17 protein-coding genes, 1 pseudogene and 1 riboswitch are annotated in these 18,813 nt (G+C 67.1%); of the genes and pseudogenes, 14 read left to right on the top strand and 4 right to left on the bottom strand.

Annotation, left to right across the window (positions count from 1 at the left end; all coding sequences use genetic code 11):
* The first annotated feature begins 91 nt into the window (after positions 1-91).
* Positions 92-1,558, top strand: coding sequence for a glutamate synthase subunit beta (locus tag U4Y88_RS33635; protein ID WP_321789179.1), 1,467 nt, complete (start codon positions 92-94; stop codon positions 1,556-1,558).
* A gap of 233 nt (positions 1,559-1,791) precedes the next feature.
* The gene (gene thpR, locus U4Y88_RS33630; protein WP_224017128.1) at positions 1,792-2,388 is read left to right on the top strand and encodes an RNA 2',3'-cyclic phosphodiesterase; all 597 of its coding nucleotides are present in this window, start codon (positions 1,792-1,794) and stop codon (positions 2,386-2,388) included.
* Positions 2,389-2,418: 30 nt separating this feature from the next.
* Here the strand turns inward: thpR and U4Y88_RS33625 are convergent, their stop codons facing one another.
* From U4Y88_RS33625 to U4Y88_RS33610, 4 genes and pseudogenes are all read right to left on the bottom strand, one after another.
* Positions 2,419-3,774 (bottom strand): D-amino acid dehydrogenase, encoded by a 1,356-nt coding sequence (locus U4Y88_RS33625; RefSeq protein WP_321789177.1) that lies wholly within the window; start codon positions 3,772-3,774, stop codon positions 2,419-2,421.
* 172 nt (positions 3,775-3,946) lie between these two features.
* Positions 3,947-5,197, bottom strand: a pseudogene (locus U4Y88_RS33620) (MFS transporter); the annotation flags it as partial.
* A 355-nt stretch (positions 5,198-5,552) separates the two neighbouring features.
* Positions 5,553-6,323 carry an SDR family NAD(P)-dependent oxidoreductase gene (locus tag U4Y88_RS33615; RefSeq protein ID WP_321789207.1) on the bottom strand — a complete coding sequence of 257 codons (771 nt, stop codon included), beginning with the start codon at positions 6,321-6,323 and terminating at the stop codon, positions 5,553-5,555.
* 2 nt (positions 6,324-6,325) lie between these two features.
* Entirely contained in the window at positions 6,326-8,083 is a 1,758-nt protein-coding gene (locus U4Y88_RS33610; protein WP_310632747.1) for an ABC transporter ATP-binding protein/permease, read from the bottom strand.
* Positions 8,084-8,429: 346 nt separating this feature from the next.
* Positions 8,430-8,543: riboswitch (TPP riboswitch) on the top strand.
* 238 nt (positions 8,544-8,781) lie between these two features.
* Here U4Y88_RS33610 and U4Y88_RS33605 point away from each other — a divergent pair.
* The 12 genes from U4Y88_RS33605 to U4Y88_RS33550 all read left to right on the top strand — a co-directional run bounded on the left by U4Y88_RS33605 (position 8,782) and on the right by U4Y88_RS33550 (position 18,803).
* A complete protein-coding gene (locus tag U4Y88_RS33605; RefSeq protein ID WP_321789176.1) occupies positions 8,782-9,927 on the top strand; it encodes an FAD-dependent oxidoreductase in 1,146 nt (381 codons plus the stop codon).
* 107 nt (positions 9,928-10,034) lie between these two features.
* Positions 10,035-10,232 (top strand): sulfur carrier protein ThiS, encoded by a 198-nt coding sequence (gene thiS, locus U4Y88_RS33600; protein WP_065062715.1) that lies wholly within the window; start codon positions 10,035-10,037, stop codon positions 10,230-10,232.
* A 73-nt stretch (positions 10,233-10,305) separates the two neighbouring features.
* Positions 10,306-11,118, top strand: coding sequence for a thiazole synthase (locus U4Y88_RS33595; RefSeq protein ID WP_321789174.1), 813 nt, complete (start codon positions 10,306-10,308; stop codon positions 11,116-11,118).
* Positions 11,118-12,230, top strand: a complete 1,113-nt coding sequence (gene thiE / locus U4Y88_RS33590; protein WP_321789172.1) for a thiamine phosphate synthase — start codon at positions 11,118-11,120, stop codon at positions 12,228-12,230. The genes U4Y88_RS33595 and thiE overlap by 1 nt, the downstream gene beginning before the upstream one ends.
* 168 nt (positions 12,231-12,398) lie before the next feature.
* Positions 12,399-13,220 carry an ABC transporter ATP-binding protein gene (locus U4Y88_RS33585; RefSeq protein WP_224011974.1) on the top strand — a complete coding sequence of 274 codons (822 nt, stop codon included), beginning with the start codon at positions 12,399-12,401 and terminating at the stop codon, positions 13,218-13,220.
* The gene (gene mlaE / locus U4Y88_RS33580; protein ID WP_321789170.1) at positions 13,217-13,993 is read left to right on the top strand and encodes a lipid asymmetry maintenance ABC transporter permease subunit MlaE; all 777 of its coding nucleotides are present in this window, start codon (positions 13,217-13,219) and stop codon (positions 13,991-13,993) included. The genes U4Y88_RS33585 and mlaE overlap by 4 nt, the downstream gene beginning before the upstream one ends.
* Positions 13,994-14,121: 128 nt before the next feature.
* The gene (mlaD, locus tag U4Y88_RS33575) at positions 14,122-14,700 is read left to right on the top strand and encodes an outer membrane lipid asymmetry maintenance protein MlaD (protein WP_065062821.1); all 579 of its coding nucleotides are present in this window, start codon (positions 14,122-14,124) and stop codon (positions 14,698-14,700) included.
* A gap of 11 nt (positions 14,701-14,711) precedes the next feature.
* Positions 14,712-15,731 carry a VacJ family lipoprotein gene (locus U4Y88_RS33570; RefSeq protein WP_321789168.1) on the top strand — a complete coding sequence of 340 codons (1,020 nt, stop codon included), beginning with the start codon at positions 14,712-14,714 and terminating at the stop codon, positions 15,729-15,731.
* 237 nt (positions 15,732-15,968) lie between these two features.
* Positions 15,969-16,601: a phospholipid-binding protein MlaC gene (locus U4Y88_RS33565; protein ID WP_224011977.1), complete on the top strand. Its 633-nt coding sequence runs from the start codon at positions 15,969-15,971 to the stop codon at positions 16,599-16,601.
* Positions 16,598-16,870, top strand: a complete 273-nt coding sequence (locus tag U4Y88_RS33560; RefSeq protein WP_224011978.1) for a lipid asymmetry maintenance protein MlaB — start codon at positions 16,598-16,600, stop codon at positions 16,868-16,870. Before U4Y88_RS33565 ends, U4Y88_RS33560 begins: the two co-directional genes overlap by 4 nt.
* A 236-nt stretch (positions 16,871-17,106) precedes the next feature.
* The gene (locus U4Y88_RS33555) at positions 17,107-18,042 is read left to right on the top strand and encodes an ABC transporter ATP-binding protein (RefSeq protein WP_224011979.1); all 936 of its coding nucleotides are present in this window, start codon (positions 17,107-17,109) and stop codon (positions 18,040-18,042) included.
* Complete coding sequence (locus U4Y88_RS33550; RefSeq protein ID WP_224011980.1) at positions 18,039-18,803, top strand: ABC transporter permease; 765 nt, start codon at positions 18,039-18,041, stop codon at positions 18,801-18,803. The genes U4Y88_RS33555 and U4Y88_RS33550 overlap by 4 nt, the downstream gene beginning before the upstream one ends.
* Positions 18,804-18,813 lie beyond the last annotated feature (10 nt).

Here is an 18,813-nt window from a genome sequence, read left to right as displayed (position 1 = left end):
CGATTCCAAGACGATGATGCGCCCGCCGCGCACCTGATGCGGCGGCGGGCGCGGTCCCCCTCACTGAATAGATTAGATAGACGAGAACCACATGGGTAAGGCAACCGGTTTTCTCGAGTTCGAGCGCCAGCATGAGGCGTACGAAGCACCGCTCACGCGTGTGAAGCACTACAAGGAATTCGTGGCGGCGCTCTCCGACGCCGACGCGAAGGTCCAGGGCGCTCGCTGCATGGACTGCGGCATCCCGTTCTGCAACAACGGCTGCCCGGTCAACAACATCATTCCCGACTTCAACGACCTCGTGTTCCGCCAGGACTGGAAGAGCGCGATCGAAGTCCTGCACTCGACGAACAACTTCCCCGAGTTCACGGGCCGTATCTGCCCGGCACCCTGCGAATCGGCGTGTACGCTCGGCATCAACAACGACCCGGTCGGCATCAAGTCGATCGAGCACGCGATCATCGACAAGGCCTGGACCGAAGGCTGGGTCGCGCCGCAAGTCGCGAAGCACAAGACGGGCAAGAAGGTTGCCGTCGTCGGTTCGGGCCCCGCGGGTCTGGCTGCGGCGCAGCAACTGGCGCGCGCCGGTCACGATGTGACCGTGTTCGAAAAGAACGACCGCATCGGCGGCCTGCTGCGCTACGGCATCCCCGACTTCAAGCTGGAAAAGTGGCTGATCGACCGCCGCATGCGCCAGATGGAAGCCGAAGGCGTGACGTTCCGCACCAGCGTGTTCATCGGCAAGGGCGACCTGCCGGCGTGGATTGGCAACACGGCGAAGGAAACCATTTCGCCGGACGAGCTGAAGGATCAGTTCGACGCCGTGGTGATCGCGGGCGGTTCGGAAACGCCGCGCGACCTGCCGGTGCCGGGCCGCGAACTCGAAGGCGTCTACTACGCGATGGAGTTCCTGCCGCAGCAGAACAAGGTCAACGCGGGCGACAAGCTGACGGACCAGCTGGTGGCGAAGGGCAAGCACGTCGTCGTGATCGGCGGCGGCGATACGGGCTCGGACTGCGTGGGCACGTCGAACCGTCACGGCGCAAAGAGCGTCACGCAGTTCGAACTGCTGCCGCAGCCGCCGGAAGTCGAGAACAAGCCGCTCGTGTGGCCGTACTGGCCGGTCAAGCTGCGCACCTCGTCGTCGCACGAGGAAGGCTGCTCGCGTGACTGGGCGGTCGCGACCAAGCGCCTCGAAGGCAAGAACGGCAAGGTCGAGAAGCTGATCGCCGCGCGCGTCGAGTGGAAGGACGGCAAGATGGTCGAAGTGCCGGGCTCGGAATTCGAAATGAAGGCCGATCTGGTGCTGCTCGCGATGGGCTTCACGCAGCCGGTTTCGCCGGTGCTCGAAGCGTTCGGCGTCGACAAGGATGCGCGCGGCAACGTGCGTGCCTCGACCGAAGGCGAGAAGGCGTACTACACGTCGGTCGACAAGGTGTTCACGGCAGGCGATATGCGCCGTGGCCAGTCGCTGGTGGTGTGGGCGATCCGTGAGGGCCGTCAATGTGCGCGCTCCGTCGATGCGTTCCTGATGGGTAGCACGGAGCTGCCGCGTTAAGCGGCGTCGCGCTGCGCTAAATCCAGCGCGTCCGTCGCCAGGACAGGACGCGCGGGAGACGGCAGGAGACACATGCCAGGAAGCCGGGCACCCTTCGGGGTGACCCGGCTTTTTTTTCGTCTGGAGCCCGCGCGCGTGCGGATGTTTGCGGGTTGTCACGGGCGTACCGCGCCGCGCGGGCGCGCTACCATGTGTCGATTGTCGATTGTCCGACCGTTCGAGGACTGCCGATCATGTCCGAAGCCCGGGAAGCCAACGCAGACGCAGGAAGACACGCCAGCAGCAAGGACGCCGATCAATGGCGGCGCTGCTTCATCGCGCTCGCGCCCGATGCGCCGTCGCGCGACGCGCTCGCCGCGCTCGACGTGCCGCCCGATGCGCGGCGCGTGCCCTACGCGCAACTGCACATGACGGTGGCGTTCATCGGCGCGATGTCGTTCGCGCAGGGCGAGGCGCTGTCCGGGCGGCTCGCGCAACGGGCCGCGACGCTGGCCTCGCCGTTTCCGGCCGCGCCGGTCACCCGTATCGAATGCTGGCCCGCCCGCGCGCAGCCGCGTCTGATGGTGGCCGTGCTGCCGATGTCCGAGGCGTTCACGGCGCTCGACTGGGGCGTGCGTTCGTCGATGGGCGAAGTGGGGTTGTCGCTCGATGCGCGCGCGTTTCGTCCACATGTGACGCTCGCGCGCTTCACTCGCGATGCGCGCGCCGCGCCGCCCGCGGCGGACGGCGACGGCTTGCCGCCGCTGCGCTTCACCTCGCTCGTGCTGTATTCGAGCACGCTGGCGAAGCAGGGCGCGAAGTATGAGGCGCTGGCGAGTGTGACGCTTTAAACGAGGCTCCAACGCCTCGCACGTTCAGCTTTATCGCCGATACCGCGCCAACGTCAGCCCATCGAGATCGATCTCCGGCGCGTGCCGCGTCACGAGATCGGCGACCACGCGGCCCGAGCCCATCGACATCGCCCAGCCCGTCGAGCCGTGGCCCACGTTCATCCACAGACCGTCGACGCCTGACGCGCCCAGCAGCGGCGCGCCGTCCGGCACCATCGGCCGCCTGCCGACCCAGAATTGCGCCGACGACGGCGTGGCCGCGTGCGGGAACCAGTCGTCGAGCACTTTCATGAGCGTTTGCAGCGCCTGCTCGCGCAGCGTCGTGCGATGGTTGCCGAGTTCCGCCGTGCCCGCCACGCGCAGATAAGGCCCGAAACGCGTGATCGCGGTCTTGAGCGACTCGTCCATGAGCGCGGCGCGCGGCGCCTTGTGCTCGTCGACCACCGGCAGCGTGGCCGAATACCCCTTCACCGGATAAAGCGGCACGCGCACGCCCAGCGGCGCGACGAGCGCCGCGCTTTCCACGCCGAGCGCGACCACCACGGCGTCGGCGGCCAGCGTTTGCGGCGAGGTGTCGGCGGCGGGTTCGGCGCGATCGGCGGGGCGCAGCACTTCGGCGGGCGCGCGGCGCTGCTCGCGGCGGTTGCGCGCCTCGCGGCCCGGCACGGCGCGCACGCGCACGCCCGTCACCTTGCCGCCCGCGGCTTCGAGCGCGAGCACTTCGGTATCGAAGACGAACTTCACGCCGCGCGACTCGCACACGGCGCGCAGCTCGCGCGTGAAGCGCGCGCAGTCGCCTGCTTCGTCGTCGGGGAGATAGACGCCCGCGACCGGCTTCACGCGCGACCACGCGAGGCCCGGCTCGATCTGCGCGCAGGCGTCGGCGTCGAGTTCGCGATACGCGATGCCCGCGTCGCGCAGCACGTTCAGCGCGGGCTGCGCGAGTTCGACGTCGTAGTCGCTGCGAAAGAGTTGCAGATAGCCCTGGCTGCGGCCGTACTCGAACGCATGCTGCGCGCGAAACGCGTGCAGGCATTCGCGGCTGTAATAGGCGATGCGCTGCATGCGCTGCTTGTTGACGCGAAAGCGCGCGAGGTCGCATTCGCGCAGCCAGCGCGCGATCCAGCGCCATTGGGCGGCGTCCAGCGCGGGCCGGAAGATCAGCGGCGAAGTGGGCTTGAGCAGATACTTGATGAGCTTGGCCGGCATGCCCGGCGCGGCCCACGGCGTGACGTAGCCGGGCGCGATCACGCCCGCGTTGCCGAAGCTCGTGCCGAGCGCGACGCCCGGCTCGCGCTCGATGACCGTGACGTCGCAGCCTCGTTCGCTCAGATAGTACGCAGTAGCGACGCCGATCACACCGGCGCCGAGGACGATCGTTTTCATGCCGGTCGTATTGGGAGGGACGGGAGGTATTGCAGCATGTTCGGGCTCATCGTGCAGTGGAGTCCGCAGGCGGCTGGCTAGTCGTTTGGGCGGGCGTTTTAGTGCGTGAGTCGGCGTGCATATCGGCGTGCATATCGCCATGCATATCGGCGGCGCTCGAAGCATCGTCCGGCGCACCGTGATCGCCCAGCACCTTGCCCTTCGTTTCCGGCAGGCACAGCGCCGACACGATCACGAGCAGATAGCCCGCGCCCGCCACCGCGCCGATCGCTTTCACGAGCGTCGTGGTCTGCGCGAGCGTGCCGACGAGAATCGGAAAGAACGAGCCGAGGCCGCGTCCGAGGTTGTAGCAGAAGCCCTGTCCCGAGCCGCGGATCGCGTTCGGATACAGCTCCGAGAGATACGCGCCGACGCCCGCGAAAATCCCCTGCACGACGATGCCGAGCGGAAAGCCGAGCGCGAGCATCGCGGCATCGGTGATCGGCAGCATCGTGTAGGCCATGCCGAGCGCGAACGAGCCGATCGCGAACAGGATGAACGAGGCGCGCCGGCCGATCTTGTCGCAGAGAATCGCGCCGACGATATAGCCCGTGAACGAGCCGACGATCAGCACGATCAGATAGCCGCTCGTGTTGAACACGGACAGATGGCGCACCGTCTTCAGATAGGTGGGCAGCCACGTGGTGATCGCGTAGTAGCCGCCGAGCATGCCGGTGCACAGCGCGCTGCCGAGCAGCGTGGTCGCGAGATGCGCGGGCGCGAAAATCTGCAGGAAGTGGCCCTGCACGTCGCCGGCCTCGCGCGCGCGGCGCGTTTGCAGGAACACCTCGGGATCGCTCACGTTGCGGCGCACGTAGAGAATCCACAGCGCGGGCAGGATGCCGATCCAGAAGCACGCGCGCCACGCGTATTCCTCGGGCAGCAGCGCGAAGAACGCCCAGTAGAGAATCGCCGCCGCGCCCCAGCCGAACGACCAGCTGCTCTGCACGGTGCCCACGGCCTTGGCGCGATGCTGCGGCGAGCGGATCGTCTCGGCCATCATGATCGTGACGACCGACCATTCGCCGCCGAAGCCGATGCCTTGCAGCGTGCGCGTGGCGAGCAGTTGCCAGAACGAGTGCGTGAAGCCGGAGAGGAACGTGAAGAGCGCGAACGTGGCGATGGTCCATTGCAGCACGCGCACGCGGCCGTAACGGTCGGCGAGGATGCCCGCGAGCCAGCCGCCGATCGCCGACGAGATCAGCGAGCTGGTGGCGATCATGCCGGCTTCGCTTTTCGTCATGCCCCAGGCGGCGATGAGTGTCGGGATCAGGAACGAGTAGATCATGAAGTCGAACGCATCGACGGCGTAGCCGCCGAAGCCCGCGTAGAGCGTGCGGCGCTCGCGTGCGTTCAGTTCCTTGAACCATTGAAATGCTGCCATCGCGCGTCGTCCCCAGATTGTTGTGCGCGCCACGACCGGCGTGGCGACGGGTGGCGAAAGCGGCGTCCGGTGGGTCGGGCCGCTGGCGATGCGTCGAGGCGCGCGTTGATGGCGGGCCGCCGATGCTCGAACGGCGCTATTTTACGGTGCGACAGGCTGCCGCGGCCAGGGAAGCCGTAAGGAAGCCGGGCATTGTGTGCGCTTTCGCTCGCGAATTCGCGCGATGGTGCACGCGTGTTCGCGTCGCGTGCGAATTGCGTGGGCGATGTTTGCGCTGCGTGCGCGGTTTGCGGCGGCGGTGATTCGCTAGCGAGCGAATGAATGGAGCGGGCTACGCGGGATCGGCGTGAAGCGATCAGCCCAGCGTCAGTCCGCCGTCGACGTGGATGGTCTGGCCGGTGATATGACGCGCGGCGTCCGAGAGCAGGAAGGCGATGAGTTCGGCGACGTCGGCGGGATCGGCCACGCGGCCCAGCGGTGTCGCTTCGGCGGCGCGTGCCCAGGCAGGCGCGTTTTCGGGCGTGGGGCCGGCGTCCTTGCGCGTATAGCCGGGCGCGACGCAATTCACGCTCACGCCGTGCGGCGCGAGTTCGGCGGCGGCAGTTTTCGCGAGCGATTCGAGCGCGGCCTTCGCGGCGGCGGTGGCCGCGAACGGCGCGTCGGCGCGATAGCGATGCGCGACGAACGAACTGACCGCCACCACGCGGCCGCGCGCCGAACGCAGGAGCGCCGGCCGGGCCGTGCGCACGAGCGCCGCGAACGCGGCGGGCATGGCGGCGAAGGCGTCGGCGAGCGCGTCGGCGTCGAGTTCGGCCAGCGTCTGACGCCGCGCGTGGCCCGCGTTGGCGACGAGTTGATCGAGCGCGCCGAAGCGTTCGAGCGTGGTGTCGATCAGTCGCGCGGCGGCGAGCGTTTCGGCGAGATCGGCACAGGCCGTCGCGCAGAGTGCGCCGTGCGTTTCGCACGTTTGCGCGACCTCGGCCAGGCGCGCGCGCGAGGCTTCATCGGCGCCGCGTGCGTGCAGCATCAGCGACACGCCAGGCGCGGCGAGCCGGCGCGCGAGCGCCGCGCCGATGCCCGAGCCCGCGCCCGTGATCAGGACGACGCGCGCATGATCGGCCGCGATAGTCACGCGGCCACGCGCTCCTCAGGCGAGCGCGCGATTTCGAGCGTCTCGTCGTGATACATCGAGAGCGATTCGCGATGCGCGACGCTCACGATCGCCGCCTTCGGCAGACGCTCCATGAACAGCTTGTAGAGACGGCTTTCGTTGTCGGGATCGAGCGCGCTGGTCGCTTCGTCGAGGAACAGATAGTCGGGCTTGTGCAGCAGCACGCGCGCGCCCGCGAGACGCTGCTGTTCGCCCGGCGAGAGCACGCGCGTCCAGTGCGCCGATTCTTCCAGACGGTCGACGTAGCCTTCGAGACGGCACGCGCGCAGCGCTTCGCGGCATTCCTCGTCGCTGTAGGCGTCGGCGTGCGCGGGGTAGGTGAGCGCCGCCTTGAGCGTGCCGATCGGCAGATAGCTTTGCTGCGGGATGAACATCATGCGCGCATCCACGGGCGCGTCGATCGAGCCTTCGCCGAACGGCCAGAGGCCCGCGAGCGCGCGCATCAGCGTGCTCTTGCCCGCGCCCGACGGGCCGCGCACGAGCCAGCGCGAACCCGGCTTGATGGCGATGTCGCGCACTTCCGAGAGCGGCTGGCCGTTGGGTAGCGCGAGCTTGAGGTGCCCGGTGCTCAACTCGCCCGCATCGACGTAATGCAGATTGATGCCGCCGTGCTCGGTGGCCGGCGAGACGGTTTCCTTCAGACGCGGCGAATGCACCACGCGCGAGAATTCACGCAGACGATTCACGGTAGCGCGCCATTCGACGAGGCTCGCGTAACTGTTGATGAACCACGAGAAGCAGTCGCTCACGGTGCCGAAGGCCTGCGAGATCTGCATCAGCACGCCGAACGTGAAGGCGCCCGCGAAGTAGCGCGGCGAGGCCACGACGATCGGGAAAATGATCGCGATCTGGCCGTAGAAGCTCAGCACGAAGGTGAGGCGCTTCGTGTACTTCATCACGCGCCACCAGTTTTCGCGGATGTGCTCGAAGAGGCCCTGCGCATTGTCGCGCTCGGTTTTCATGCCGTCGTAGAGCGCGATCTGCTCGGCGTTTTCGCGCAGGCGGATGAGGCCGAAGCGGAAGTCCGCTTCCACCTTCTGTTGCTGATAGTTGATCGACACGAGCGGATGGCCGACCTTCTGGATCACGACCGAGCCGAACACGGCGTAGAGCGCGGCGGCCCAGACCATGTAGCCGGGAATCGTGATGGGCGTTGCGCCGAGCGAGAAGGTGAGCGCGCCCGCGATCGACCACAGGATCGTGATGAACGAGACCAGCGTGACGATCGTCGAGAGCAGATCCAGCGTCAGCGAGAGCGTGGTGGTGGCGAACGATTGCAGGTCGTCGCTGATACGCTGGTCGGGGTTGTCGGCGAGACGGTCGCGCTCGATGCGGTAGAACGCGCCCTGTTCGAGCCATTCGTTCATGAAGCGCGTCGTGAGCCACTGGCGCCAGCGGAAGCCGAGCATCTGGCGCAGATACCGCCCATAGACCGCGAGGATGATGAAGCCGAACGCGAGCGCCGTGAAGATCATCAGCAGATGCGGGAACTGCTTGACGTCCTTGTTTTGCAGGGCGTTGTAGAAGTCCGCGTTCCAGCTGTTCAGGCGCACGTTGATCCACACGACGGCGAGATTCATCGCGATGATCGCGACGAGCAGGCCCAATGCGATCCAGCGTTCCTCGGAGACCCAATAGGGCTTGATGAGGCTCCAGGCCGTGATCTTGTGATGCTCGTTCTGATCCGGCGTGGCGCGGGGAGTGGGGTTGGTCATGAGCGTCCTGATGTTGTGCCCTGATGGCGGTTGCCTGGCGATTCTGTCGCGAGCCGCTTAAGTGAGTCTTAATGCCACGCGGGTCCCATTCTCTCACCGCCCGCGCACGGCAGGGCGGCTTCCGGGAGATCGGGGCATTGTGCCAGAGCGCCGCTTGCACGCCCCGCTCCGAAGGGCCAGGACAGCACGGAAACGATGAGGAAAACGCATGAATGCGCCCGTGCCGGCGCACAGGAATTGACCCATGAAAAACCGTGATAAATCGCCCGCAATGCAGCATTTGAAGCACCCAAACCGGCCTGCTGGGCGGTTTGCGGCGCGCGCGTCTTTTGTGGTCTAATGACCGCTGACGAAACAGGGGTGCTTCACCGGTATGCCGGGCATGCCGCAGTGAGGCTGAGAGAGACCCTTCGCACCCGATCCGGGTAATACCGGCGCGGGAAGTTTCCGGAAAGTCTTGCTGGCGCTGTTTTTATGGGTCCGTTCCTCCGGTTCGGGCACGGGCGTCCAGATTCCCGCCGGGCAACGCGTGCAGCGCAGCTTCCATTTCGCGCGCATCGTTTGCACGGCCGGCCTTGCCAGCCGGTTTCGTCCTTGGGTACGCATGCTTCTTGCCGTACGGAAAGGATACGATGACCGCACCTTCTTCATCTCAAACAGTTCGCTCCCCGATTACGGCGACTTCGCCGCTTGCTTCGGTGTCCTCTGCCGTGCCCGATTTCGCCGTCGTCGGCGGCGGCCTGTGCGGACGTCTCGTCGCGTGGCGTCTCGCGGGCGCGGGGCATCGCGTGGCGCTTTACGAGCGCGGCGGCCCCGAAGGCGGCGAAGCCGCGGCCTGGGTCGCGGCGGCCATGCTCGCGCCGCTCGCGGAAGCCGCCGTCGCCGAACTGCTGATCACCGAACTGGGCGTCGAATCGCTCGACACCTGGCCGCGCATTCTCGCCGAGCTGCCCGAGCCCGTGTTCTTCCAGCGCAACGGCACGCTCGTGGTCTGGCATCACGCCGACCGTACCGAAGCGCCGCTGTTCGAGCGCCGCGTGCGCGCCAACGCGCCGCGCGCGCTCGCCGACGCGCATTTCATGACGCTCCAGGGCGCGCAGCTCGACGCCGCCGAACCGGCGCTCGCCGGGCGTTTCGCGCGCGGCTGGCTGCTCGACGGCGAAGGCCAGCTCGACAACCGCCAGGCGCTGGCCGCGCTCGCTGCGGGCCTCGCGCAGCGCGGCGTGCAAACTCACTGGAATACGACCGTCGATGATGCGAATCCGCCGCCCGCACGCGTGACGATCGACTGCCGCGGACTCGGCGCCAAGCCCGTGATGCCCGCGCTGCGCGGCATCCGCGGCGAGGTCGCGCGCGTGCACGCGCCGGGTATCGGCCTGACGCGTCCGGTGCGCCTGCTGCATCCGCGCTATCCGCTCTATATCGCGCCGAAGCAGAACGACGTGTACGTGATCGGCGCGACCGAGATCGAAGGCGAGGACCGCTCGCCGGTGAGCGTGCGCTCGGCGCTCGAACTGCTGAGCGCGGCCTTCGCCGTCCATCCGGCGTTCGGCGAGGCGCGCATTCTCGAACTCAATTCGCAGTGCCGCCCGACCTTGCCCGACCATCGTCCCGCGCTCTATTGGGACGGCGAGAACACGCTGCGCGTGAACGGCCTGTATCGCCACGGTTTCATGATCGCGCCCGCCGTCGCCGACGAAGCGGTGCGCGTGGCCGAAGCGCTGCTGGCCGGACGCATTCAGGACGCCGATGGATTCGAGGCGCTGCGCGGCGAATCGCGCTGGGCGTCGATGCTGCACGACCGCCGCGCCGAAGTCGCGCAGCACGCGCACGAACCGGCCTGAGCCGCGCGCGGGCCACGCACACGAACACGGCACGCACACGCCGCACAGAACCACGAAGGCGCGCCGCTTGCGCCGCGCCTGAATCAAACGTAGTCAGACGAATCGTTATGGACATTCAGATCAATCAGAAGCCGCTCACGCTCCCCGAGGGCGCGACCGTCGCCGACGCGCTGGTCGCGTTCGGCGCGCGTCCGCCGTTCGCCGTCGCCGTGAATGGCGATTTCGTGGCGCGCGCCCAGCATGGCGCGCGCGCGCTGTCGGCGGGCGACCGCCTCGACGTCGTGAGCCCGGTGGCCGGCGGCTGATCCGCCGATCCGCGCGCCTGCGAAGGCCCGCGAACGCCACCGCCGCCCACGCTACCCGACAAGGATTCCTGTCATGACCACCCAACCGAGCGCCGACGCGCTCACGCTCTACGGCGAAACTTTCCAGAGCCGCGTGCTGCTCGGCACGTCGCGCTATCCGTCGCTGCAATCGCTGTCCGATTCGATGGCCGCCGCGCGCCCCGGCATGATCACCGTCGCGCTGCGCCGCCAGATGAACGAAGGCGGCGCGGAAGCCGGTTTCTTCGATCTGCTCAAGCGCCACGGCGTGCCGCTGCTGCCGAACACGGCGGGCTGCCTCACCGTCAACGAAGCCGTCACCACGGCGCACATGGCGCGCGAGGTGTTCGACACCGACTGGATCAAGCTCGAACTGATCGGCGACGACTACACGCTCCAGCCCGATCCGGTCGGCCTGATCGAAGCCGCCGCGCGGCTCGTGAAGGATGGCTTCAAGGTGCTGCCGTACTGCACCGAAGACCTCGTGATCGGCCGCCGTCTGCTCGACGCGGGCTGCGAGGCGCTGATGCCGTGGGGCGCGCCGATCGGCACCGGCAAGGGCGTGATCAATCCGTACGGCCTGCGCGTGCTGCGCGAGCGGCTGCCCGACGTGCCGCTGATCGTCGATGCGGGCCTCGGCCTGCCGTCGCACGCGGCGCAAGTGATGGAGTGGGGCTTCGACGGCGTGCTGCTGAACACGGCGGTCGCGCAGGCGACGCATCCCGATGCGATGGCGCGCGCGTTCGCGCTGGGCGTGGAGGCGGGCCGCAGCGCGTATCTCGCCGGACCGATGGCCGAGCGCGAAGCCGCCGTCGCGAGCACGCCGGTCGTCGGCATGCCGTTCTGGCACCAGGATGGAGGCAAGTAATGAGTGAAACGTTGCATTTTCAGGACCGTGAACTGTTCTGGCCGCCCGCCGACGCGCTGACCGCGACGGCGGAGCGCATCCGCGCGCGTCTGGGCGACTGGGCGGCGACGCAGGCGCCGTGGCGCATCTGCCTGACGCCGCCCGACGCGCCCAACGGCGGCGATCTGATCGTCGTGACCGACGCCGCGCCGCATCTCGCGAACATCGCGCGCTGGATGACCGAAGGCGCGGGCGTGATCGAAGCCGCCGGCGACGATCCGCAGCAGGCGCGCGTGACGCTGCATCTGGGCGGCGAGCGCTACGCGCTCGAAGGCGCGCTGGCCGAGGACTGGATTCCGGCGCTGGCGGCGTTCCTCGACTGCGGTTTCGATCCGCACGACGCGCTCGTGCTCGCGCTCGCCTGGCGCGACGGCGACGAGCAGAACGCCGACGCCTGGCCGGTCGACATCGCGCGCTTCCCGCGCGTGCTCGGCCTGCCCGACGCGCCCGCGCAGCCGTTCGCGCCGTGCCCGGCGCGGCTCGGCCTGTATCCCGTGCTGCCGACGGCCGACTGGGTCGAGCGCGTGCTCGACTACGGCGCGACGACCGTGCAGCTGCGCAGCAAGCAGCCCGAATCGCCGGAACTCACGCGCGAGATCGAGCGCTGCGTCGCGGCGGGCCGCAAGCACGATGCACAATTGTTCATCAACGATCACTGGCAGGCCGCGCTCGCCGCGGGCGCCTACGGCGTGCATTTGGGGCAGGAAGATCTGCGCGAAGCCGACCTGAACGCGATCGCGGCTTCGGGCACGCGGCTCGGTCTGTCGACGCACGGCTATTTCGAGATGCTGACGGCGCTGCACTTCCGCCCGAGCTACATCGCCTGCGGCGCGGTGTTCGCCACCACGACCAAGCAGATGCCGACCGCGCCGCAAGGTCTCAAGCGTCTCGCGCGCTATGTCCAGCTGCTCGACGGCGTGGTGCCGATGGTCGCGATCGGCGGCATCGACGCCGCTGCCTTGCCCGCCGTCCTCGCCACCGGCGCCCCGTGTGCGGCCGTCGTGCGCGCCGTCACGGAAGCCGCAGATCCGGCTGCCGCCGTTGCTGCATTGCGCAACGCGTTTACGCAATAATGGTCCGCCTCGTTGCCGGTCGCGCCCCTGTTGCGTGACCGGCGCGAGGAGCGAGCAGCGGGGCCTTTCACGGCCTTTCCGCCTGCATCAAGCGGCTTGGGCGCATCACGGCAGCAATTCCACGATGGCCCTATAATCCCGCCTTCGTGTAAATGGACTGTCAGCCACGTGCCCCCAAACTCTGAGACCCTTCTGGAGCTGCGCGACGTCGACTTCGGTTACGGCGATCGGCTCGTCCTGTCCGGGCTGAACATGCGCTTCGGGCGCGGCCAGGTCATCGCGGTCATGGGCGGCTCCGGCGGCGGCAAGACCACGGTGCTGCGCCTGATCGGCGGCCTCGTGCGCGCACAGCGCGGCCAGGTGCTGTTTCACGGCCAGGACGTCGGCGCGCAAACGCGCGACGGCCTCTACGCCTTGCGCCGCAAGATGGGCATGCTGTTCCAGTTCGGCGCGCTGTTTACCGACATGTCGGTGTTCGATAACGTCGCGTTCGCCCTGCGCGAGCACACCGACCTGCCCGAAGAACTGATCCGCGACCTCGTGCTCATGAAGCTCAACGCCGTGGGCCTGCGCGGCGCGCGCGACCTCGCGCCGTCGGAAATCTCGGGCGGCATGGCGCGCCGTGTGGCGCTCGCGCGCGCCATCGCGCTCGACCCCGAACTCATGATGTACGACGAGCCCTTTGCGGGACTCGACCCTATTTCTCTCGGCATCACCGCGAACCTCATCCGCACGCTCAACGACGCGCTCGGCGCGACGTCGATCCTCGTCACGCACGACGTGCCCGAGTCGTTCGCGATCGCCGACTACGTGTATTTCCTCGCGAACGGCAAGGTGCAGGCGCAGGGTACGCCCGACGAACTGCGCGCCTCGACCGATCCGATCGTGCGCCAGTTCATCGACGGCGCGCCGGACGGTCCGTTCCGTTTTCACTACCCGACGAACGTGCCGCTCGGCGCGGACTTCGGCATTGGCGGAGACCGCTCATGACCGGCGCCATCAGTTCGGTCGGCCGCGCGGTGCTCGAGAGCATCACGCGCGCGGGCCATGCCACGCGTTTTTTCGTGCGCCTCGTGCTGGAATTCTTCCCGCTGCTGCGCCGTCCGCGTCTTGTCACGAAGCAGATCCACTTCGTCGGTAATTATTCGCTGCTGATCATTGCGGTGTCGGGCCTGTTCGTCGGCTTCGTGCTCGGTCTGCAGGGCTATTACACGCTCAATCGCTACGGTTCGGAGCAGGCGCTCGGTTTGCTGGTCGCGCTCTCGCTCGTGCGCGAGCTCGGTCCGGTGGTCACGGCGCTGCTGTTCGCCGGTCGCGCGGGCACCTCGCTCACGGCCGAAATCGGCCTGATGAAAGCGGGCGAGCAGCTCACGGCCATGGAAATGATGGCGGTGGACCCGGTGCGCATCGTGGTGGCGCCGCGCATGTGGGCGGGCGTGATCGCCATGCCCATTCTGGCGGCCATCTTCAGCGCGGTCGGCATTCTGGGCGGTTACGTGGTGGGCGTGCTGCTGATCGGCGTCGATTTGGGCGCGTTCTGGTCGCAGATGCAGGGCGGCGTCGATGTCTGGACCGACGTCGGCAACGGCGTGATCAAGAGCATCGTGTTCGGATTCGCCGTGACCTTTACCGCGCTGTATCAGGGTTACGAGGCGAAACCCACGCCCGAAGGCGTGTCGCGCGCGACCACCAAGACGGTGGTGTACGCGTCGCTCGCGGTGCTCGGCCTCGACTTCCTGCTCACCGCGCTGATGTTCAGCTAAAGCAAAGCGCTCCGGCGTCTCGCGCACCGAACGGATCGGGCGCGGGCGGCGGGGCGGCGCGGCAGGCGCAGCGGCATTCCGGGTTTCCGGGCCGTGCGCCGCCGCAACGGATTCTCATTGGGATGACGATGAAAAAGACTGCTCTCGACTTCTGGGTCGGCCTGTTCGTGGTGCTGGGTTTCATTGCGCTGCTGTTTCTCGCGCTGAAGGCCGGGAACATGAGCTCGCTCTCGTTCCAGGCGACTTACCCCGTGAAGCTCAAGTTCGACAATATCGGCGGCCTCAAGCCGCGCGCGCCCGTCAAGAGCGCGGGCGTGACCGTGGGCCGGGTGGCGTCGATCGGCTTCGATTCGAACACGTACCAGGCGCTGGTCACGATCAATCTCGACCAGCAGTATCAGTTTCCGAAGGATTCGTCCGCGAAGATCCTGACCTCGGGTCTGCTCGGCGAGCAGTACATCGGACTCGAACCGGGCGGCGACACGGAAATGCTCAAGGCCGGCGACACCATCTCGATGACGCAGTCGGCCATCGTGCTCGAAAACCTGATCGGACAGTTCCTCTACAGCAAGGCTGCCGACTCGGGCGCGTCGAAATCGGGTAACAGTGGAAGTGGGGCCGCAAATGGTCCGGCAGGCGGGGATAGCGCCGCGCCGGTCCAGGCACCCGCGCCGGCAGCAGCCGGCTCGGGCGCGGCGGCGCAATAAGGAGAAAAACGATGATGACCACACGCATGCGCGCCGTTTCAATCGGTGTCGCGGCGCTCGCCCTCACGGCGTGCTCGACGGTGCAGACGCCGTCGAAGGACGATCCGTGGGAAGGCTTCAACCGCACCGTCTACACGTTCAACGACAAGGTCGACCAGTACGCGCTCAAGCCCGTCGCCAAGGGCTACGTGAAGATCACGCCGCAGCCCGTGCGTGACAGCGTGACGAACTTCTTCGCCAATATCGGCGACGTCTACAACGCGGCCAACAACCTGCTGCAGCTGAAGATCACCGACGGCGTCGAGGACATCATGCGGATCGTGATCAACACGGTCTTCGGTGTCGGCGGTCTGTTCGACGTGGCGACGCTCGCCAAGCTGCCCAAGCACAACCAGGACTTCGGCCTGACGCTCGGCCACTACGGCGTGCCCGCCGGTCCGTATATCGTGCTGCCGCTGTTCGGGCCGAGCACGGTGCGTGACGGCGTGGGCCTCGTGGGCAACTACTTCATCAATCCGCTCACCTATGTCGATCCGGCAGCGCTCTCGTGGGGCCTCTACGGCCTGAACGTGGTGAGCACGCGCGCGAATCTGCTGGGCGCGAGCGACCTGCTGGAAGGCGCGGCGATCGACAAGTACTCGTTCGTGCGCAACACCTACCTGCAGCGCCGCCGCTATCTGCTCTCGGACGGCCACGCGTCGTCGGATAGCAGCCTGCCCGATTACGGCGACACGCCGCCGCCGAACTACGAAGACGCCGACCAGGGCGCAGCCCCGGCAGCGGGCGCGTCGGGTGCCGCGGCGGCGGTGCCGGCGTCGGGCGCGGCACGTGCTGCTACGCCCACGGCGGCCAGCATGGCGCCCGCCGCACCGGAAGGCGCCTCGGCGGCGGTCGGCGCGCCGGCCACGCTGGAAGGACCGGCAGGCGCGGCGGCCGAACCGGCTTCGGCCGCTTCGCAAACCACCGTACCGGGCGGCGATGTCGTGCCGCCGGCGCGCATCGGTTTCCCGAGCTTGCTGCGTCTGCGCTGAACGGCCGGACAAACGGCCGGACGAACCGCCGCGCAGGCGGCTCGCACCGGGCGGACGCCGGTTTCCCGGCGTCCGGGGCGCTCAGATCCGACGTAACAAGCTGAAACGCTTGTCGCAATTTCCTGGCACTCTTTGACTCAGTGCGATAGAACTCGCGTGCTATCGTTGGCTCGAATCTCAGGCGCGATTCGCGGCTCACCGCCCGACATCGCGCCTCCCCAACTTGCAGGACTCGCTATGAAAAAATTCTTGTTGTTCCCGATTTTCGCCATGTTTTTCGCGTTTGCCGGCACGGCGTCCGCGCAGACCGTCGACACCAGCAACCCCGACGCGATGGTCAAGACGATCACGCAGCAGGTCATGGACCAGATCAAGGGTGACAAGTCGATCCAGTCCGGCGACATCAGCAAGATCACGCAACTGGTCAACGAGAAGATCCTGCCGTACACCGACTTCCGCCGCACCACGCAGCTCGCAATGGGCCGCAACTGGCGCACGGCGACGCCGGAGCAGCAGCAACAGGTCATCGAACAGTTCAAGACGCTGCTGATCCGCACGTACTCGGGCGCGCTCGCCCAGGTCCGCGACCAGCAGATCGAATACAAGCCGTTCCGCGCGAACCCGGACGACACCGATGTCGTGGTCCGTTCGACCGTTATGAACAACGGCCAGCCGATCGAGCTCGACTACCGCCTCTACAAGACGGCGCAAGGCTGGCGCGTGTATGACATCAACGTGCTCGGCGCATGGCTGATCCAGGCGTACCAGCAGCAGTTCCAGGAAAAGATCCAGCAGGGCGGCGTGCAAGGTCTGATCACCTTCCTCACGCAGCGTAACCAGCAGCTGGCTTCGGGCAAGGCCGCTTCGTGAGCGAACGCTTCGCCACCGGCGCCACGCTGACCCACGAGAGCGCGAAGGCCGCGCTCTCGGCGGGTCTCGCGCAGATCGCGTCGGGCGCTACCGCCGTCGACTGCGCGTCGCTCACGCAGTTCGATTCGTCCGCGCTCGCCGTGCTGCTCGCCTGGCAGCGCGCCGCGACTCAACGCGGCGCCACGCTGAGCGTCGTCAATCTGCCCGCCGCGCTCGCGTCCCTCGCGCGCGCCTATGGCGTCGATTCGCTTCTCCACGAGCGACATTGACGCGCGACGGCGCCTCGCCGCCGTCGCGTCCTCTTCAAGTCAACGCCAGGCCCAGGCCGGGCTTTCCGACTTGGCCTATAATCAAATGTTTTTTGGGCGTTGCCCCGGCTCGATCGGGGAGCGCAGACGGGCAGACGGCGGGCAGCAGGCGGCCTGTGCCGTCCCCAATTCCGGTCTTCCCCGCAGCATTGATGAACTTACCGGCCGCGCCGTTTACCACGGGCGGCGTCTGAGTCATGCCAGCCATAGAAATCCGCAACGTCAAGAAGCGCTACAAAGAGCTTCAGGCGCTTAAAGGCGTCAGCTTCACGGTCGAAGAAGGCGAGTTCTTCGGGCTGCTCGGCCCGAACGGCGCGGGCAAGACGACGCTCATCAGCGCGCTTGCCGGCCTCGCGCGTGCCGACGAAGGCACCATCGAAGTCCGCGGCCACGACGTCGTCACCGATTACCGCAACGCGCGCCGCAATCTCGGCGTCGTGCCCCAGGAACTGGTGTTCGATCCGTTTTTTACGGTGCGCGAAACGCTGCGCATCCAGTCCGGCTACTTTGGTCTGCGCAATAACGACGCGTGGATCGACGAAGTCATGGCCAATCTCGACCTCACCGAGAAAGCCGACGTCAACATGCGCGCGCTGTCGGGCGGCATGAAGCGCCGCGTGCTGGTCGCGCAGGCGCTGGTGCACCGTCCGCCCGTGATCGTGCTCGACGAGCCCACGGCCGGCGTCGACGTCGAACTGCGCCAGACGCTCTGGAAGTTCATCGCGCGCCTGAACCGCGAAGGGCACACGATCGTGCTCACCACGCACTATCTGGAAGAAGCGGAAGAACTCTGCGACCGCATCGCCATGCTGCGACGCGGCGAGGTCGTGGCGCTCGAACGCACGAGCACGCTGCTGCAGCGCTTCGCGGGCACGCAGTTGTTCCTGCGTTTCTCGGAAGGCGCGCTGCCCACCGAATTGCGCGCGCTCGAAGTCGATACCTCGAATCTGCCGAACGGCGGCGGCAATCAACATCTGCTGCGCCTGAACAGCTACGACGAGGTGGAGCGCATCCTCTCGCTGTGCCGTGCGAACGGCTGCAAGCTCGAAGAAATGGAAGTGCGCAAGGCCGATCTCGAAGACGTCTTCGTGCAGGTGATGAACGGTCCGGAAGTGATCGAGGGGCTCGCATGAGCGGCTATAGTGGTTTCAGTACGCTTTTTTACAAGGAAGTGCTGCGGTTCTGGAAAGTCGCGTTCCAGACCGTGCTCGCGCCGGTCATCACCGCGCTGCTCTATCTGACGATCTTCGGCCACGCGCTGCGCGGCCATGTCGAGGTTTATCCGGGCGTCGAGTACACGAGCTTCCTGATTCCGGGCCTCGTGATGATGAGCGTGCTGCAGAATGCGTTCGCGAATTCGTCGTCGTCGCTGATCCAGTCGAAGATCACGGGCAATCTCGTATTCGTCTTATTGCCGCCGCTGGCCGCCTGGGAGATGTTTGGCGCCTACGTGCTCGCCTCGATCGTGCGCGGCCTCGCCGTCGGCGCGGGCGTGTTCGTCGTGACGATCTGGTTCATTCCGATGAGCTTCGCCGCGCCGCTCTACATCATCGCCTTCGCGGTGCTCGGCTCGGCGATTCTCGGCACGCTCGGCCTGATCGCCGGCATCTGGGCCGAGAAGTTCGACCAGCTCGCGGCGTTTCAGAACTTTCTCATCATGCCGCTCACGTTCCTTTCGGGCGTGTTCTATTCGACGCATACGCTGCCGCCGGTGTGGCGCGAAGTGTCGCGGCTCAACCCGTTCTTCTACATGATCGACGGCTTCCGCTACGGTTTCTTCGGCTTGTCCGACATTAACCCGCTCGTGAGCCTCGCGATCGTTTTCGTCTTTTTCGTGGTGCTGGCCACGCTCGCGATGCGTCTGCTCGCAAGCGGCTACAAGCTGCGCCACTAAGTGCAATTCA

Source organism: Paraburkholderia sp. J94 (genome assembly GCF_905220285.1).
Taxonomy (GTDB): domain Bacteria; phylum Pseudomonadota; class Gammaproteobacteria; order Burkholderiales; family Burkholderiaceae; genus Paraburkholderia; species Paraburkholderia tropica_A.
This window is presented reverse-complemented; position numbering and strand designations above follow the sequence as displayed.

What these genes read in the sequence shown, in the direction of transcription:
- U4Y88_RS33565 (WP_224011977.1), top strand. Translation starts at nt 15,969, where the DNA reads ATGAAAAAATTCTTGTTGTTCCCGATTTTCGCCATGTTTTTCGCGTTT.
- U4Y88_RS33555 (WP_224011979.1), top strand. Translation starts at nt 17,107, where the DNA reads ATGCCAGCCATAGAAATCCGCAACGTCAAGAAGCGCTACAAAGAGCTT.
- U4Y88_RS33550 (WP_224011980.1), top strand. Translation starts at nt 18,039, where the DNA reads ATGAGCGGCTATAGTGGTTTCAGTACGCTTTTTTACAAGGAAGTGCTG.
- U4Y88_RS33595 (WP_321789174.1), top strand. Translation starts at nt 10,306, where the DNA reads ATGACCACCCAACCGAGCGCCGACGCGCTCACGCTCTACGGCGAAACT.
- mlaD (WP_065062821.1), top strand. Translation starts at nt 14,122, where the DNA reads ATGAAAAAGACTGCTCTCGACTTCTGGGTCGGCCTGTTCGTGGTGCTG.
- U4Y88_RS33625 (WP_321789177.1), bottom strand. Translation starts at nt 3,774, where the DNA reads ATGAAAACGATCGTCCTCGGCGCCGGTGTGATCGGCGTCGCTACTGCG.
- mlaE (WP_321789170.1), top strand. Translation starts at nt 13,217, where the DNA reads ATGACCGGCGCCATCAGTTCGGTCGGCCGCGCGGTGCTCGAGAGCATC.
- U4Y88_RS33610 (WP_310632747.1), bottom strand. Translation starts at nt 8,083, where the DNA reads ATGACCAACCCCACTCCCCGCGCCACGCCGGATCAGAACGAGCATCAC.
- thiS (WP_065062715.1), top strand. Translation starts at nt 10,035, where the DNA reads ATGGACATTCAGATCAATCAGAAGCCGCTCACGCTCCCCGAGGGCGCG.
- U4Y88_RS33570 (WP_321789168.1), top strand. Translation starts at nt 14,712, where the DNA reads ATGATGACCACACGCATGCGCGCCGTTTCAATCGGTGTCGCGGCGCTC.
- thpR (WP_224017128.1), top strand. Translation starts at nt 1,792, where the DNA reads ATGTCCGAAGCCCGGGAAGCCAACGCAGACGCAGGAAGACACGCCAGC.
- U4Y88_RS33635 (WP_321789179.1), top strand. Translation starts at nt 92, where the DNA reads ATGGGTAAGGCAACCGGTTTTCTCGAGTTCGAGCGCCAGCATGAGGCG.
- thiE (WP_321789172.1), top strand. Translation starts at nt 11,118, where the DNA reads ATGAGTGAAACGTTGCATTTTCAGGACCGTGAACTGTTCTGGCCGCCC.